Below are 15,798 nucleotides of genomic sequence, written 5' to 3' on the forward strand. Positions count from 1 at the left end.
CGGGGTGGCCCTCACGACGCGTCACGACATAATGAGCCCGTGGCGACGACAGCAGCAGCTATTCCGGCATCCCGGCTTCACGGGCACCACGACCGCCCGAGCATGGTCAGCGTGGGGACGATCATCTGGCTCTCGAGCGAGTTGATGTTCTTCGCGGCCCTGTTCGCGTCGTACTTCACGATCCGTGCGGTCAGCCCCGACCTCTGGGCGCAGAACACCGAGAAGCTGAACGTGCCGTTCGCCTCGGTCAACACCACGATCCTGGTGCTGTCCTCCCTCACCTGCCAGCTCGGCGTCTTCGCCGCCGAGCGCGGCCAGGTCGGGCGCTCCGGCTCGCTGTTCCAGATCAAGGGCTGGGGCCTGCGCGAGTGGTTCGTGCTGACCTACTTCATGGGCGCGGTGTTCATCGGTGGCCAGGCCACCGAGTACGCCTCGCTCGTCAAGGAGGGCACCACCATCCAGGACTCGGCCTACGGCACGATGTTCTACCTCACCACCGGCTTCCACGGCATCCACGTGACCGGCGGTCTGATTGCGTTCCTGCTCGTCCTGGGGCGCACGTTCCTGGCCCGCAAGTTCACCCATGAGCAGGCCGTGAGCGCCATCGTCGTGTCGTACTACTGGCACTTCGTCGACGTCGTGTGGATCGGGCTCTTCGCCACGATCTACCTCGTCAAGTAGTCCACCCCGGATCCCCTTCAGCAAGGACTCAACGTGCGTCTCCTGAACCGCTCTGCCAACGGATGGGCAGGTCGAATCTCCCGGCACCGCCGCGGACCGCTCGCCGGCCTGATGGTGCTCCTCTTCGGGCTCATCCTGACCGGCAGCCTGTACGCCGCCTTCTCCCCCGCCTCCGCCCAGCAGGCGCAGACGAGCGCGGACGAGGTCGCCAAGGGCCGTCAGCTCTTCCTCGTCGGCTGTGCGTTCTGCCACGGCCAGAACGGCGAGGGCGTCCTGACCGAGGACGGCAACCAGATCGGCCCGTCGCTGGTCGGCGTCGGTGCCGCCGCGGTCGACTTCCAGGTCGGCACCGGCCGCATGCCGATGGCCCAGCCCGGTGCGCAGGCCCCCCGCAAGGACGTCGCCTACAGCGACGACGAGGTCGCCGCCCTCGCGGCGTACGTCGCCTCGCTGGGCCCCGGTCCGTCGGTCCCCACCGAGCAGGACTACAGCACCGAGGGCCTCTCCGCCGACGAGCGTGAGGCCGCGATCGTCCGCGGTGGCCAGATCTTCCTGACCAACTGCACCGCGTGCCACAACTTCGAGGGCGCCGGCGGCGCTATGCCGCGCGGCGGCTACGCCCCGAAGATCCGCGGCGTCGAGCCCAAGTACATCTACGAGGCCATGCTGACCGGCCCGCAGGCGATGGACACCTTCTCCAACGGCAACCTGTCGCCGGAGGAGAAGCGTGACGTGATCGCCTACCTCGGCTCGCTGAACGAGGCGCCCGGCTACGGCGGCTTCGGTCTCGGCGGCATGGGCCCCGTCAGCGAGGGCCTCTTCGCCTGGCTGGTCGGACTGGGGTCGCTCGTCGGCTTCGCGGTCTGGATCGCAGCCCACACCACGCGCTCGAACAAGGAGAAGGTGGAAGCGTGAGCGACTCCCACAACGACCACGACGACCGGGTCCCCGCGACGTTCGCGGACGAGCCCATCGGCAACCCGGGCCTCCCGGCCCACACGTGGCGTCCCACCGACGTCGACCCGAAGGCCGAGAAGCGTGCCGAGCGCCAGGTCGCGGCCCTGTTCGGGCTCTCGATGCTCTGTGCGGTGCTGTTCCTCGTCTGCTACTTCACGTTCAAGGTGGGCGGCGACGCGGCCTCGGCCGACTCCTTCGCCGGCCTGGGCGCCTCCAACGTGACCCTCGGCGCGACGCTCGGCGGCGCGCTGCTGCTCATCGGCATCGGCATCATCCAGTGGGCCCGCAAGCTCATGGGTGACCACGAGATCTCCGAGTACCGCCACACCGCGTCGTCCTCCGAGGACGACCGCGCGGCGACCGTGGCCGCCCTCCAGGCGGGTCTCGAGGAGTCCGGCATCGGCCGTCGTCCCCTGATCCGCAACACCCTGCTCGGCGCCGTCGGCATCCTCGGCCTGCCGGCCGTGGTCATGCTGCGCGACCTCGGCCCGCTGCCGGGCGACAAGCTCCAGCACACGATCTGGGCCAAGGGCATGCGCGTCGTCCGCGACGTCGTCGGCACCCCGATCCACGTGGCCGACCTGGAGATCGGCGACCTGGTCAACGCCGAGCCCGAGGCGCTGTTCCCCACCGAGGAGAACGGCTACCCCGAGATCGAGGGCGTCGACCTGCAGGTCCAGAAGGTCAAGGCGGCCGTGATCCTGCACCGCATGCAGCCCGACGACATCATCCCGGGCAAGGGCCGCGAGAACTGGTCCGTCAACGGCATCGTCTGCTACTCCAAGATCTGCACCCACGTGGGCTGCCCGATCTCGCTGAACGAGCGCACGACGCACCACCTGCTGTGCCCGTGCCACCAGTCCACCTTCGACCTGACCGACTCGGGCAAGGTCATCTTCGGGCCGGCCGGTCACGCGCTTCCGCAGCTGCCGCTCGCCGTGGATGATGAGGGTTACCTCATCGCGCAGAGCGACTTCACCGAACCCGTCGGACCGAGCTTCTGGGAGCGTGACTCCAATTGAGCACTGACATGAGCAAGGTCGCCACGACCAACGCCACCAAGGCGGCCACGGCGAGCAAGCCCAGCAAGGCCGGCGCCGCCGCGGTCTGGGCCGACGAGCGACTGGGCCTCGGCTCCCTGGCGAAGAAGAACCTCCGCAAGGTCTTCCCGGACCACTGGTCCTTCATGCTCGGCGAGATCGCCCTGTGGAGCTTCGTCGTCCTCCTGCTGACCGGTGTCTTCCTCACGCTGTGGTTCACCCCCAGCATGGGCGAGGTCCAGTACGAAGGCTCCTACAACCCGCTGCGCGGCGTGACGGTCTCCGAGGCCTACGCCTCCAGCCTGAAGCTGTCCTTCGACGTGCGCGGCGGCCTGCTGATGCGCCAGATGCACCACTGGGCCGCGATGTTGTTCGTCGCCTCGATGATGATCCACCTCCTGCGGGTGTTCTTCACGGGCGCCTACCGCAAGCCGCGCGAGCTCAACTGGGTGATCGGCTGCCTGCTGCTGCTCCTCGGCACGCTCGAGGGCTTCACCGGCTACTCGCTCCCCGACGACCTGCTCTCCGGCACCGGCATCCGCGCGGCGGACGGCTTCATGAAGTCGATGCCGATCGTCGGCAGCTACATGTCGTTCTTCCTCTTCGGTGGCGAGTTCCCGGGTGACGCGATCATCCCGCGCCTGTTCACCATCCACGTGCTGCTCATCCCGGGCCTGCTGCTGGCGCTGATCGCGGCGCACATGCTCCTGCTCGTCTACCACAAGCACACCCAGTGGCCTGGTCCCGGCCGCACCGAGGAGAACGTCGTCGGCTTCCCGATGCTCCCCGTGTACGCCGCCAAGGCCGGTGGCTTCTTCTTCATCGTGTTCGGCGTCACCGCCCTCATGGGTGGCCTGCTGTCGATCAACCCGGTGTGGAAGTTCGGCCCCTACGACCCGACCAAGGTGACCGCGGGCTCGCAGCCCGACTGGTACATGGGTTGGCCCGACGGCGCGCTGCGCATCATGCCCGGCTGGGAGTTCTCGTTCTGGGGTCACACGTTCCCGTTCAACGTGTTCCTGCCGATCATCGTGCTCCCCGGCCTGATGTTCACGATCCTGCTGCTCCTGCCGTTCGTGGAGTCCTGGATCACCGGCGACAAGCGGGAGCACCACCTGCTCCAGCGTCCGCGCAACGCCCCGACCCGCACCGCCGTGATGGTCTCGCTGATGACCTTCTACGGCCTGATGTGGGCCGCGGGTGGCAACGACATCATCGCCATCAAGCTGCACGCGAGCATCAACCAGATCACGTACTTCATGCGTGCTGCGGTCTTCATCGGCCCCGCCATCGCGTTCTTCATCGCGCGTCGCTGGTGCATCTCGCTCCAGCGCCACGACAACGAGACGCTGCTGCACGGCTACGAGACCGGCATCATCATGCGCTCCCCCACGGGCGAGTACAGCGAGAAGCACCTGCCGGTCACCCCGTCGCGTGCCTACTCGATGACCGCGCGCGAGCGGGACGAGATGCCGGAGATCACCCCGGACACCGACAGCAACGGCGTGGCCGCCACGGGCACCCGGGCGCAGAAGCTCCGCGCCCGCCTGGCGACGCTCTACTACGCCGACAACGTCCAGAAGCCGACGGCCGAGGAGCTCGAGGAGGCGCACCACCACGCCGACCACGAGCACGAGCTGCAGGCAGCCATGGACGGTCGCTCGGCTGACGGTCACCAGTTCGACGGCCACCACCTGGTCGAGGACGAGCACCTCCGCGGCCACTGAGCCGCACACCACGAAGCTCCCGCCCGGACCTGTCCGGGCGGGAGCTTCGTCGTTCCGGGCTCGAAGTCATTCGCCGACCCGTCGCTCGTTGACGCCGTACGACGCCGACCCGTCGCTCGTTGTCAGTGCCGTCCCTGACCGGCCCGAACACGTCCCTCAGCCGAAAGACGTCAACGATCCGGACTGTGCCACTCGGCACCGAAGTCGTTGGGCGCCAGCACCATGGGTGCTCCGTGCAGCCATCCCGCGGTGCGGTCGGTGACGACTGCCAGGTCTGTCGGGAGATGTCATGCCTCCCTGACTGCCCACTCCCCCGCTCTCCGACACCGTCGAGCTGGTGACCTGTGGACAACCGCGTCAACGGGCGACGGCTCGGCGCCGTACGACGTCAACAGGCGACGGGTCGACGCTCTACTGCGTCAAGAAGCGACGGGTCGGTCAGCTGAGGGCGGAGCCGGCGCGGTAGTCGGGGAACGACTCGTTCCAGTCGCCGTAGCCGTTGGTGAGGGTCATCTGGCGGTCGGTGCCGGTGTACTCGACGACGTCTCCGCGGCGGGACATGGCATACAGCCACGCGGCGTTGGCGGTGCTCATGCCGGTGCAGCCGTGCGAGACGTTGGCATGGCCCTGGTCGGCGACCGACCACGGGGCGGCGTGGATGAACTCGCCCGAGTAGGTGACGCGCATGGCCCACTGGACGTTGTCCAGGTCGTAGTGCTCGGGGCTGTTCTTGCCGATGCCGACCGTCTCGGAGTTCATCCGCTTGCTGGCGAACTTCTCGATGATCACCTTGGTGCCGGAGCGGGTGACGAAGCCGGGCTTGCCGGTGGTGATGGGCAGGGTGCGCAGCAGTCGACCGTTGGAGAAGACCTGCATCTGGTCGGTCTGGGCGTTGACCTTGTAGACGTGGGCGTCACCGATGTGGAAGTCGACGTGGCGGTCCTCCTGGCCGAAGACACCGGCGCCGGCGGAGATGCTGTTGATGTCGAGGTCGACGCTGACGTCGGACCCGGCCTTCCAGTAGTGGCGCGGGCGCCAGTGCGCCTCGGTGCTGCTCAGCCAGTGCCAGGTGCCGGCCTGCCGCGGTGAGGCGGTGACCGACATGTGCTTCTCCATGGAGGCCTTGTCGGTGACCGGCACGTCGAAGGTCACGATGACGGGCATGCCGACGCCGACGGTCTCGTCCTGGAGCGGCGCGACCGAGGCGAAGGTCTGCTCGGCCAGGGTCAGGTCCTGGGTGTGGAAGCGCGAGGTGCGGGTGACCTTGCGGCCGTCGCTGCGGTCGGAGACGGACGTGATCGTGTAGTCCGTGCCGGGCTCGAGCCGGCCGGTCGCGGTCCAGGTGCCGCCCTGGAGCGCACCGGCCACCTCGCCCAGCGGCGAGGTCACCGTGACGGTGCGCAGCTCGCCACCGGTGGCCTTGACCGTGAGGGTCTCGTCGACCGGGACGTTGCGGGCGCCACGGGCCACGCTGGTCTGCACACGCAGCGGGTCGACGGCCGGAGCCGAGGAGGAGGACTCACCCGTGGAGGGCTCCGAGCCCACGATGGGGGTGTCGGAGTTGCAGGCGGCCAGCAGCGTGCTGGCCAGCGCGAAGGTCGCTGCACCTGCAAGGCCGCGGCGGAGCCGCGGCATCGCCGAGACGATGCGGTGACGGTCGGTCATGCAGAAAGCTCCCCGTGGCATTGCGTGTGTGGGTCCGTCTCCACCCTAACCGCCGCCCCCTCAAACCGAAGACCCCGCGTGACCGTCAGATCGGTCACGCGGGGCCTCAGGTGCGGTGCAGCCCTCAGTGGGCGTGCTCTCCGCGGTAGTACTCGTAGATCCAGCCACTCAGGGCCAGGGCGCCCAGGACGCCACCGATGATGAACATCCACCAGGCGCCGGCCGCGATGCCGAAGACGCAGACACCGAGCGTGGCGCCGCACCACAGGGGCCACCAAGAGTACGGCGGGAAGAACCCGAGCTCGCCGGCGCCGTCGGCGATCTCGCCGTCCTTGCGGTCCTCCGGGCGGGGGTCCATCTTGTTGGCGTGGAAGCCGAGGTACATCGTGACCATGCCCGAGAGCAGCGTCGTCATGGTGAGGGCGGACGTGCCCGTCCAGTCACCGGTGATGAACCAGTAGGCGGGGCTGACCAGCACGAAGAACACCGTGCAGATCCCGAAGATCCAGGCCTCGGACTTCATCAGGCGTTCTCCTCCCCCGCGGAGCGGGTCTCATCGGCGTGGCGGCCCTTCAGGTGGTCCTCGCGGCCCTCCATGTCGGGGGCGTCGGCCAGGTCGCCGTCACGCGCGGCTTCGTTCTGGTCGAGCTCGATCGCGGCGACCTCCGGGTGGTGCAGGTCGAAGGCCGGCGACTCCGAGCGGATCCGCGGGATGGTGTGGAAGTTGTGCCGCGGCGGCGGGCACGACGTGGCCCACTCCAGCGACCGGCCCCAGCCCCACGGGTCGTCGACCTCGACCAGGGGTGCCCGGCGCGAGATGTAGACGTTGTAGAGGAACGGCAGGGTCGAGCTGGCCAGCAGGAACGCGCCGACCGTGGAGACCTGGTTGAGCGTGGTGAACCCGTCGGAGGGCAGGTAGTCGGCGTAGCGACGCGGCATGCCCTCGACACCCAGCCAGTGCTGCACGAGGAACGTGGTGTGGAAGCCGACGAACAGCAGCCAGAAGTGGATCTTGCCGAGGCGCTCGTCGAGCATCCGGCCGGTCATCTTGGGCCACCAGAAGTAGAAGCCCGCGAACATCGCGAACACGACGGTGCCGAAGACGACGTAGTGGAAGTGCGCGACCACGAAGTAGGAGTCGGACACGTGGAAGTCGAGCGGCGGGCTCGCCAGGATGATGCCGGTCAGGCCACCGAAGAGGAAGGTCGTCAGGAAGCCGACCGACCACAGCATCGGGGTGTCGAAGGACAGGGACCCGCCCCACATGGTGCCGATCCAGTTGAAGAACTTCACTCCTGTCGGCACCGCGATCAGGAACGTCATGCCGGAGAAGAACGGCAGGTCGACCGCGCCGGTGACGAACATGTGGTGGGCCCACACGGCGACCGAGAGGATCGCGATGCCGAGCGTGGCGCCGACCAGGCCGACGTAGCCGAAGATCGGCTTGCGGCTGAAGACCGGGAGGATCTCGGTCACGATGCCGAAGAACGGCAGCGCGATGATGTAGACCTCCGGGTGGCCGAAGAACCAGAAGAGGTGCTGCCACAGGATCGCGCCGCCGTGGGCGGCGTCGAAGACGTGGGCGCCGAGCTGCCGGTCCGCCTCGAGGGACAGCAGTGCGCCGGCGAGCACCGGGAACGCGATGAGCACCAGCAGGCTGGTGACCAGGGTGTTCCAGACGAAGATCGGCATCCGGAACATGGTCATGCCGGGCGCACGCATGCAGATGATCGTGGTGATGAAGTTGACGGCACCGAGGATGGTGCCGAGACCGGCCATCCACAGGCCCATGATCCACAGGTCACCGCCGACGCCCGGCGAGCGGACGGCGTCGGAGAGCGGCGTGTAGGCGAACCAGCCGAAGTCGGCCGCGCCCTGCGGGGTGAGGAAGCCCGAGCCGGCGATGATGCCGCCGAAGAGGAACAGCCAGTAGCTGAACATGTTCAGGCGCGGGAACGCCACGTCGGGCGCACCGATCTGGAGCGGCATCACGACGTTGCCGAAGCCGAAGAACAGCGGCGTCGCGAAGAGCAGCAGCATGATCGTGCCGTGCATCGTGAAGAGCTGGTTGTAGAGCTCGTCGTTGACGACCTGCATGCCGGGGTAGGCGAGCTCGGACCGGATCAGCAACGCCATGACGCCACCGATGAGGAACCACGCGAACGACGTGCCCAGGTAGAGCTTGCCGATCAGCTTGTGGTCGGTCGTGGTGAGGATCCGGACGACCTGCTGGCCGAGGGACTTGCGACCCGCGACGGTCGTCGGGTGTGCAGCTGTGGCGGTCACTCCGCGCCTCCGGTGGACTCGTCGCCGGACTCGAGCCCGGCCTGGGTGTAGGCCTCGCTACCACCGAGCAGCGGCGTGTCAGAGCTGCTGTTGGGGTCCTGGGCGAGGTCCTGGATGTACTGGTCGTACTCGGCGCGGGTGACGACCTTGACCTGGAAGAGCATCCGCGAGTGGTAGACGCCGCAGAGCTCGTAGCACTTGCCGTCGTACGTGCCGATCGTGGTCGGGGTGATCGCGTAGTGGTTCACGCGACCGGGCACGACGTCCATCTTCATGAGGAAGCCGGGCACGCCGAAGTCGTGGATCACGTCGGGCGAGTGCAGGTTGAAGCGCGTGGTCTCGTTGACGGGCAGCACCAGGGTCGGGATGTGCGACGCGGTGCCGGCCGTGTAGACGTACGACGAGTAGGGGAACTTGTCGTCCGTGGCGTCGTCGTTGGCGGCGTTGTCCTGCTCGCCGACGCCGTAGTTGAAGGTCCACGACCACTGCTGCCCGACGACCTCGATGGTGTTGTCGGGGACGACCGAGTCGTCCAGGACGGCGTCCTGCACCTTCACCGTGTGGGCGAAGAACACGATCACCATCATGATCGGGGCGATCGTGTAGAAGATCTCGAGCGGGAGGTTGTAGCGCGTCTGCACCGGCACCTCGTCGTCGCTCTTGCGACGGAACGCGATCACGGCGTAGAAGATCAGCGCCCAGACGATGACGCCGGTGACCATCGCGGCGATCCAGGCGCCCTGCCACAGGGCGAGGATGTGCTCCCCCTGGGTGGACGCCGGCTCCGGCATCGCGACGCGCTTCCACTCATCGACGGTTCCGAACGAGCAGCCGCTCAGCAACAACAGGCTGGAGCCCAGCGCCAGCGGCAGGGCGACCTTACGGGCGTTCCCAGCCGCACGCTTGGGGAGTTGCAGACCCACGAACGAGCCTCTCTCTCAACGATCACGGATACGCGGCAGACTATCGGAATCACCGCCGCCGGTGGCGGGTGGGGCACCCGGTACGTTCGGCGTGTGACCAAAGCCTCCGGGTCCGGGCAGCCCGACGCGCCGGCGTACCTCGACCACGCCTCCGCCGAGCCCCTGCACCCCGCCGCGCGGGAGGTCCTGCCGGCCGCCCTCGAGCAGGGGTACGCCGATCCCCGCCGCCTGCACCGGCCCGCCCGCTCGGCCGGGCTGGTGCTGGACAACGCCCGCGCCGTGGTGGCCGAGTGCCTGGGGGTGCGCCCCGACGAGGTGTCCTTCACCGGGTCCGGCACCGAGGCGGTCCACCGGGGGCTCCTCGGGCTGGCCCGCGGCCGCGCCCGGGTGGGCACGGCCATCGTCCACTCCGCGGTCGAGCACTCCGCCGTGCTGCACGCCGCCTCCTGGCCCGACCGGGAGGCCGTCCCGGTGCCGGTCGACCGCCTCGGGCGCGTCGACGCGGGGGCCTTCGTCACGGCGGCCACGGCGCCGGGAGTGGCTGTGGCGGCCCTGCAGAGCGCCAACCACGAGGTCGGCACGCTCCAGCCGGTCGCCGAGATCGCCGCCGCCATCGGCCCCACTCCCCTCTTCGTGGACGCGGGAGCCTCGATGGGCCGCCTCCCCCTCCCGTCCGGTTGGGCGGCAGCGGCCGGCAGCGCCCACAAGTGGGGCGGGCCGCCTGGCCTCGGCGTGCTGCTCGTGCGCAAGGGCGTCCGGTGGGCCAATCCCTTCCCGGGCGATCCCGACGAGCGGACCGCCGGTCCCGAGAACGTCCCGGCCGCCCTGGCCGCGGCCGCCGCACTCCAGGCCGTGGTGGCCGAGCGCGAGGCGGCCAACGCCCGGCAGTCGGCGCTCGTCGACCGGATCCGAGCGGGCGTCGCGGACATCCCCGACGTCGAGGTGGTCGGCGACCCGGTCGAGCGTCTCCCCCACCTCGTGACCTTCTCGTGCCTCTACGTCGACGGCGAGGCGCTCGTCACCGAGCTGGACCGTCGCGGCTTCGCCGTGGCGAGCGGCTCGGCCTGCACCGCCTCGACCCTGGCGCCCAGCCACGTGCTGGCCGCGATGGGCGTGCTCACCCACGGCAACGTCCGCGTCTCGGTCGGGCGCGAGACGACCGCCGACGACGTCGAGCGGTTCCTCGCGGTCCTGCCCGACGTGGTCGCGGGCATCCGGCGGGAGGCCGGGCTGTGACGCCGGACCTCGAGCTGGACTGCCGCGACCTGCTCTGCCCGCGCCCGATCATCGAGCTCGGACGGCACCTGGCCGACGTCGAGGTCGGTGGCACCGTGGCCGTCGTCGCGCACGACCCGGCCGCCCGCGTCGACGTCCCGGCGTTCTGCCGCATGCGCGGTCAGGAGTACGTCGGCGAGGACTCCGCGGCCGACGGCGCCCCCCGCTACACCGTGCGACGGGTCAGCTGAGCCCTCACCCCAGGTGTGGAGCGATGTCGGCCGCCGCCTCGGGGCCGTAGGACTCCTCGAGCCGCCCGAGGAACTGCTCGGCGGTGAAGGTGTACTCCTGCGTGCCGACCGTCTCCACGACGTACGCCGCGAGCACGCAGCCGACCTGCGCGGACCGCTCGAGCCCGACGCCCCAGGTCATCGCGCCGAGGAAGCCGGCCCGGAAGGCGTCGCCGACACCGGTCGGCTCGAGGGCGGTGACGTTCTTGGCGGCGGGCAGCTCGATCGGGTCCTCGCCGGTGCGCAGGATCTTGACGCCGTCGGCGCCGAGGGTGGTGACCTGGGTGCCGACGCGGGCCAGCACCTCCTCGCCGGACCAGCCGGTCTTCTTCTCGATCATGTGCGACTCGTACTCGTTGGAGAACAGGATCGTCGCGCCGTCGATGAGCTTGCGGATCAGGTCACCCTCGCCGAAGGCCAGCTGCTGGCTCGGGTCGGCGATGAACGGGTAGCCGCGCTGGCGGCACTCCTCGGTGTGGCGGAGCATGCCGTCGGGGTCGTCCGCGCCGATCAGGACGTACTCGGGGGCGCCGACGCGGGCCACGATGGGGGCCAGCTCGATCAGCCTGGCCTCGCTCATCGCGCCGGGGTAGAACGAGGCGAACTGCGCCATCGTCGAGTCGCTGGTGCAGACGAAGCGGGCCGTGTGCTTGGTGTCGGAGATGTGCACCGACTCGCAGTCGACGCCGTGGCGCTCCAGCCAGGAGCGGTAGTCGGCGAAGTCCTCGCCGGCCGCGCCGACGAGCACCGGGCGCAGGCCCAGGCGGCCCAGGCCGAAGCACATGTTGGGGGCGACGCCCCCGCGCCGGATCTCGAGGTCCTCGACGAGGAAGGAGACCGACAGCTTGTCCAGCTGCTCGACCACCAGGGAGTCGGCGAACTTGCCCCCGAAGGTCATGAGGTGGTCGGTGGCGATGGAGCCGGCGATCAGCAGCGACATGCTGCGACCCTACCGACGCCCCGGCGACGGCACGAATTCCTACTGACGGGTACGACTAGGAGTACCCATCGGTAGCCAATAACGTCGCTGACATGACTGCAGCGAAGCCCACGACGCGCCTCCCCTACGACGACGCGAGCACCGTGCAGGAGATGTCCGCCGACTGCCGTGCGCTCGGTGAGAACCCCCGGTTCCGCAAGGCTGCGAAGGCCGCCGTCGAGCCGGCCCCCTCGATCCACTTCGAGGACTACCCGCGCGAGATCGCCAAGCGCGACATCCAGATCAGCGACGCCGCGGCGCGGATCGCCAACGCGCTCCAGCTGCACCTGGACTGATCTGCCCCAGACATGCGAAGAAGCCCCCGGCCATCGGCCGGGGGCTTCTTCGTTGTCTCAGCTCAGTGGAACGAGTCGCCGCAGGCGCAGGAACCCGTCGCGTTGGGGTTGTCGATCGTGAAGCCCTGCTTCTCGATCGAGTCGACGAAGTCGATCATCGCGCCGTTGAGGTAGGGGACGCTCATCCGGTCGACGACGACGGACACGCCGTCGAAGTCGGTGACGACGTCACCGTCGAGGGTGCGCTCGTCGAAGAAGAGCTGGTAGCGGAGGCCCGAGCAGCCACCCGGCTGGACGGAGATCCGCAGCGCGAGGTCGTCACGGCCCTCCTGCTCGAGGAGGCTCTTCACCTTGCCGGCCGCGACGTCGCTCAGGTTGATCTGGTCCGTGCGGCGCTCAGTGGTGGTCTCGACCTGCTCGGTCATGTGCATGCTCCCGTGGGTCGGTGGAGGTCTGGTACTGGGTCAATGGTCGCACATCCGCGGTTATTCCCACCCTCCCGACCGCATCACCGTGACCAGGTCCGCGCCACCCGGGCGGCGACGTCGGCCAGCGCGCCAGCCGGGTCGGCGAAGGCGCGCTCCTCCCCCACCAGGTCGACCAGGGAGTACGCCGACTCCACGCCGAGCGCCCGCATCTCACGGGAGCCCACCAGCACCTGGCCCGCGACGGCCACGCACGGCCGGAGCGCCTGCGCTGCCACCTCGGCCACGCCGTAGGGCACCTTCCCGCTGCGGCTGGAGAAGTCGAAGGCTCCCTCGCCGGTGACGACCAGGTCGGCCTGCCGGGCGCGCTCGGCGAGCCGGACCGCTCCCGCCACCAGCCCGATGCCGGGCTCGCGGGTCGCACCGAGCGCCAGCAGGGCGAAGCCGAGGCCGCCGGCGGCCCCCGCCCCCTTCTCGAGCGAGGTACGTCGATCGACGGCGGCGGCGAGCTGCTCCAGCCAGCCGTCGACGACGGGCAGCCGGTCCTCGGGGATGTTCTTCTGCGGGCCGAAGGTCTTGGTGGCCCCGAAGAGCCCGGTGAGCGGACTGTCGACGTCGGAGGCGGCGACCAGCTCGACGTCACCGAGCCGCGCCCGGGCCGTCCCCACGTCGATGCGGGTGATCCCGTCCAGGCCGGCGGCCCCCGCGTCGAGCCTGCGGTCGGCGGTCGCGCCGAGGGCGGAGAGCAGTCCTGCTCCGCCGTCGTTGGTGCCGCTGCCGCCGAGCCCGACCACTACCCGGCGCGCGCCGGTGCCGACCGCCGCCAGCACCAGCTCGCCGACCCCGAAGGTCGAGGCGGACTCGGTGCCCTCGCCGCCGGTCAGGTGGATGCCGCAGGCCTGGGCGCTCTCGACGTAGGCCGTCCCGTCGACCAGCAGCACGGTCGCGGGGATGGTCGTGCCGAACGGACCCGAGGCGGTGACCGCGAGGAGCTGGCCTCCGAGGGCGGCGTGCAGCACGGCCACGAAGCCGGGACCGCCGTCGGACATCGGGGCGAGGTCGAGCTCGTCGTCAGGCGCGTGGCGTCGCCACCCCGTGGCGATCGCGCCGGCTGCCTCGACCGCCGAGAGCGTGCCGGCGAACTTGTCGGGGGCGACCAGAATGCGCATGCGCGGCATTGTTGCCGACGCCTAGGTTGAGCGGGTGAGCGACCAGCACCCCGAGGCGACGATCCGGCCGATGCGACCCGACGACGTCGAGACCGCCGAACGGCTGAGCGCCGAGGCGTTCCACGAGCTCGACCTGCGGATGCACCCCCGCTCACTGGCCGAGCCCGTGATCCGTCCGCCGGAGCGCGGCGCCGCCTGGGTGCGTCGCACCCGGCACTTCCTCGAGACCGACCCCGAGGGCTGCTGGGTGGCCGAGGACGCGACCGGCATGCTCGGCTTCGCCACGTCGTACAACCGCGAGAAGCTCTGGTGCCTGGCGACCTACGCCGTGCGGCCGGCGCTCCAGGGCCGGGGGCTGGGCAAGCCGCTGCTCGCCGCGGCCCTGCACCACGGACGGGGTTCGCTGCGCGGGATGCTGTCCAGCTCCAGCGACCCCCGGGCGGTGCGCCGCTACCGGCTGGCGGGATTCACGCTGCACCCGCAGATGTACCTGCACGGCACCGTCGACCGCACGGCGATCCCGGTCGGGACGGGCGAGAAGGTCCGCGAAGGGTCGGCCGGCGACATCGACCTGATGGACTCCGTGGACCGGCTGACCCGCGGCGCCGCCCACGGCCCCGACCACGCGGTCCTGCTCGACGCCTGGCGGCTCCTCGTCTCCGACACCACGACCGGGGCGGGCTACGCGTACGTCGGCGGTGGCTCGGTCGCGCTGCTCGCGGCCACCAACCGGCGTACGGCGAGCAGGCTGCTGTGGACGGCCCTGGCCGACGCGGGGGCCGACGACGGGGGCACCGCGTCGGTGCCCCACGTGACGGCCGCCAACCACTGGGCGATCGACGTCGGGCTCGCGGCGCGGCTGGAGCTGCGGACCGAGGGCTACCTCGGGCTGCGCGGCATGGAGCCGCCCACGCCGTACCTCCACAACGGCGCCCTGCTGTAGCGGACCCTAGGATTGGGCCCATGACCACCGTCGACCTCCCCCTGCTGCCGCTCGGACGCGGCACCGACCTGTCCGCCGAGCGCGGCGTCGAGTGCCCGGGCGACCTGCCTGCAGCCTCCGACCCGGGCCTGGTGGCGCGGGCCCAGGCCGCCAAGGAGGCGCTGGGAGACCGGGTCTTCGTGCTCGGCCACCACTACCAGCGCGACGAGGTCATCCAGTTCGCCGACGTCACGGGTGACTCCTTCAAGCTGGCCCGCGACGCGGCCGCCCGGCCGGAGGCGGAGTTCATCGTCTTCTGCGGCGTGCACTTCATGGCCGAGTCCGCCGACATCCTGACGGGGCCGGAGCAGAAGGTGATCCTGCCCGACCTCGCCGCGGGGTGCTCGATGGCCGACATGGCCCGGCTCCGGCAGGTCGAGGACGCGTGGGACGCCCTGACCGAGGCCGGCATCGCCGACTCCGTCGTGCCCGTGACCTACATGAACTCCTCGGCGGACATCAAGGCGTTCTGCGGCCGCAACGGCGGCGCGGTCTGCACCTCCTCCAACGCCGAGGTGGCCCTGGAGTGGGCCTTCGACCAGAAGCCTGATGCCAAGGTCCTGTTCCTGCCCGACCAGCACCTCGGCCGCAACACCGCCGTGCTCAAGATGGGCCTGACCCTCGACGACTGCGTCGTGTGGGACCCGCACCGCCCCCACGGCGGCCTGACCGCCGAGCAGCTGCGCGACGCGAAGATGATCCTGTGGAAGGGGCACTGCTCCGTCCACGGCCGCTTCTCGCCCGCCGTCGTCGACGAGCTGCGCGCCACGATCCCGGACGTGCAGATCCTCGTGCACCCCGAGTGCCAGCACGAGGTCGTGCTCAAGGCCGACCTCGTCGGGTCGACGGAGTTCATCATCAAGACGATCGAGGCGGCGCCCGCCGGCTCCAGCTGGGCGATCGGCACCGAGCTCAACCTGGTCAAGCGGCTCGCAGCGGCCCACCCGGACAAGCACATCGCCTTCCTGGACAAGACGGTCTGCTACTGCTCGACGATGAACCGCATCGACCTCCCCCACTTCGTGTGGGCCATGGAGTCGCTCGTGGCCGGCACCGTCGTCAACCAGATCGAGGTCGACCCGGAGACCGAGCGCTGGGCGCAGGTCGCGCTGCAGCGGATGCTCGACCTGCCGGGCCGGTCCCACAAGGACTGACCGCGGGTC

At 69.9% G+C, this 15,798-nt stretch carries 16 protein-coding genes; 9 read left to right on the top strand and 7 right to left on the bottom strand.

The features are described from left to right. The first annotated feature begins 39 nt into the window (after positions 1-39). Genes ctaE through qcrB form a run of 4 tightly spaced genes read left to right on the top strand, consistent with a single transcriptional unit; the run spans position 40 to position 4,405 of the window. The gene (ctaE, locus tag FB382_RS11470) at positions 40-681 is read left to right on the top strand and encodes an aa3-type cytochrome oxidase subunit III (RefSeq protein WP_182539263.1); all 642 of its coding nucleotides are present in this window, start codon (positions 40-42) and stop codon (positions 679-681) included. 33 nt (positions 682-714) lie between these two features. Next, positions 715-1,596 carry a cytochrome bc1 complex diheme cytochrome c subunit gene (gene qcrC / locus FB382_RS11475; RefSeq protein WP_343055573.1) on the top strand — a complete coding sequence of 294 codons (882 nt, stop codon included), beginning with the start codon at positions 715-717 and terminating at the stop codon, positions 1,594-1,596. Further along, positions 1,593-2,660: a cytochrome bc1 complex Rieske iron-sulfur subunit gene (qcrA, locus tag FB382_RS11480; protein ID WP_125038704.1), complete on the top strand. Its 1,068-nt coding sequence runs from the start codon at positions 1,593-1,595 to the stop codon at positions 2,658-2,660. The genes qcrC and qcrA overlap by 4 nt, the downstream gene beginning before the upstream one ends. Before the next feature lie 8 nt (positions 2,661-2,668). Then, complete coding sequence (gene qcrB / locus FB382_RS11485; RefSeq protein WP_182539265.1) at positions 2,669-4,405, top strand: cytochrome bc1 complex cytochrome b subunit; 1,737 nt, start codon at positions 2,669-2,671, stop codon at positions 4,403-4,405. 438 nt (positions 4,406-4,843) lie between these two features. Here the strand turns inward: qcrB and FB382_RS11490 are convergent, their stop codons facing one another. From FB382_RS11490 to ctaC, 4 genes are all read right to left on the bottom strand, one after another. Further along, positions 4,844-6,070 carry a L,D-transpeptidase gene (locus FB382_RS11490; RefSeq protein ID WP_246377160.1) on the bottom strand — a complete coding sequence of 409 codons (1,227 nt, stop codon included), beginning with the start codon at positions 6,068-6,070 and terminating at the stop codon, positions 4,844-4,846. A gap of 124 nt (positions 6,071-6,194) precedes the next feature. After that, complete coding sequence (locus FB382_RS11495) at positions 6,195-6,593, bottom strand: cytochrome c oxidase subunit 4 (protein WP_125038707.1); 399 nt, start codon at positions 6,591-6,593, stop codon at positions 6,195-6,197. Next, entirely contained in the window at positions 6,593-8,356 is a 1,764-nt protein-coding gene (ctaD, locus tag FB382_RS11500; protein ID WP_182539267.1) for an aa3-type cytochrome oxidase subunit I, read from the bottom strand. Before ctaD ends, FB382_RS11495 begins: the two co-directional genes overlap by 1 nt. Continuing rightward, the gene (gene ctaC, locus FB382_RS11505; RefSeq protein ID WP_182539269.1) at positions 8,353-9,279 is read right to left on the bottom strand and encodes an aa3-type cytochrome oxidase subunit II; all 927 of its coding nucleotides are present in this window, start codon (positions 9,277-9,279) and stop codon (positions 8,353-8,355) included. The genes ctaD and ctaC overlap by 4 nt, the downstream gene beginning before the upstream one ends. Before the next feature lie 93 nt (positions 9,280-9,372). On the opposite strand from ctaC, the gene FB382_RS11510 reads away from it, so the two are divergent. Both FB382_RS11510 and FB382_RS11515 read left to right on the top strand, forming a co-directional pair. Further along, on the top strand, positions 9,373-10,515 hold the full coding sequence (locus FB382_RS11510) for an aminotransferase class V-fold PLP-dependent enzyme (protein WP_182539271.1): 1,143 nt from the start codon (positions 9,373-9,375) through the stop codon (positions 10,513-10,515). Beyond that, complete coding sequence (locus FB382_RS11515; RefSeq protein ID WP_182539273.1) at positions 10,512-10,745, top strand: sulfurtransferase TusA family protein; 234 nt, start codon at positions 10,512-10,514, stop codon at positions 10,743-10,745. The genes FB382_RS11510 and FB382_RS11515 overlap by 4 nt, the downstream gene beginning before the upstream one ends. A 4-nt stretch (positions 10,746-10,749) precedes the next feature. Here the strand turns inward: FB382_RS11515 and FB382_RS11520 are convergent, their stop codons facing one another. Then, complete coding sequence (locus FB382_RS11520) at positions 10,750-11,724, bottom strand: carbohydrate kinase family protein (RefSeq protein ID WP_125038712.1); 975 nt, start codon at positions 11,722-11,724, stop codon at positions 10,750-10,752. A gap of 92 nt (positions 11,725-11,816) precedes the next feature. Here FB382_RS11520 and FB382_RS11525 point away from each other — a divergent pair, with 92 nt between their 5' ends. Then, positions 11,817-12,059: a hypothetical protein gene (locus FB382_RS11525; RefSeq protein WP_182539275.1), complete on the top strand. Its 243-nt coding sequence runs from the start codon at positions 11,817-11,819 to the stop codon at positions 12,057-12,059. Positions 12,060-12,121: 62 nt separating this feature from the next. On the opposite strand, the gene erpA is transcribed toward FB382_RS11525, so the two are convergent. Then, positions 12,122-12,484 carry an iron-sulfur cluster insertion protein ErpA gene (erpA, locus tag FB382_RS11530; RefSeq protein ID WP_125038714.1) on the bottom strand — a complete coding sequence of 121 codons (363 nt, stop codon included), beginning with the start codon at positions 12,482-12,484 and terminating at the stop codon, positions 12,122-12,124. 83 nt (positions 12,485-12,567) lie between these two features. Further along, the gene (locus FB382_RS11535) at positions 12,568-13,653 is read right to left on the bottom strand and encodes a glycerate kinase family protein (RefSeq protein ID WP_182539277.1); all 1,086 of its coding nucleotides are present in this window, start codon (positions 13,651-13,653) and stop codon (positions 12,568-12,570) included. A gap of 34 nt (positions 13,654-13,687) precedes the next feature. On the opposite strand from FB382_RS11535, the gene FB382_RS11540 reads away from it, so the two are divergent. Together FB382_RS11540 and nadA are read left to right on the top strand one after the other, a co-directional pair. Further along, complete coding sequence (locus FB382_RS11540) at positions 13,688-14,596, top strand: GNAT family N-acetyltransferase (protein ID WP_343055574.1); 909 nt, start codon at positions 13,688-13,690, stop codon at positions 14,594-14,596. Positions 14,597-14,616: 20 nt separating this feature from the next. Continuing rightward, positions 14,617-15,789 carry a quinolinate synthase NadA gene (gene nadA / locus FB382_RS11545; RefSeq protein ID WP_182539279.1) on the top strand — a complete coding sequence of 391 codons (1,173 nt, stop codon included), beginning with the start codon at positions 14,617-14,619 and terminating at the stop codon, positions 15,787-15,789. The last annotated feature ends 9 nt before the right edge of the window (positions 15,790-15,798 follow it).

It is taken from the genome of Nocardioides ginsengisegetis, assembly GCF_014138045.1.
Lineage (GTDB): Bacteria > Actinomycetota > Actinomycetes > Propionibacteriales > Nocardioidaceae > Nocardioides > Nocardioides ginsengisegetis.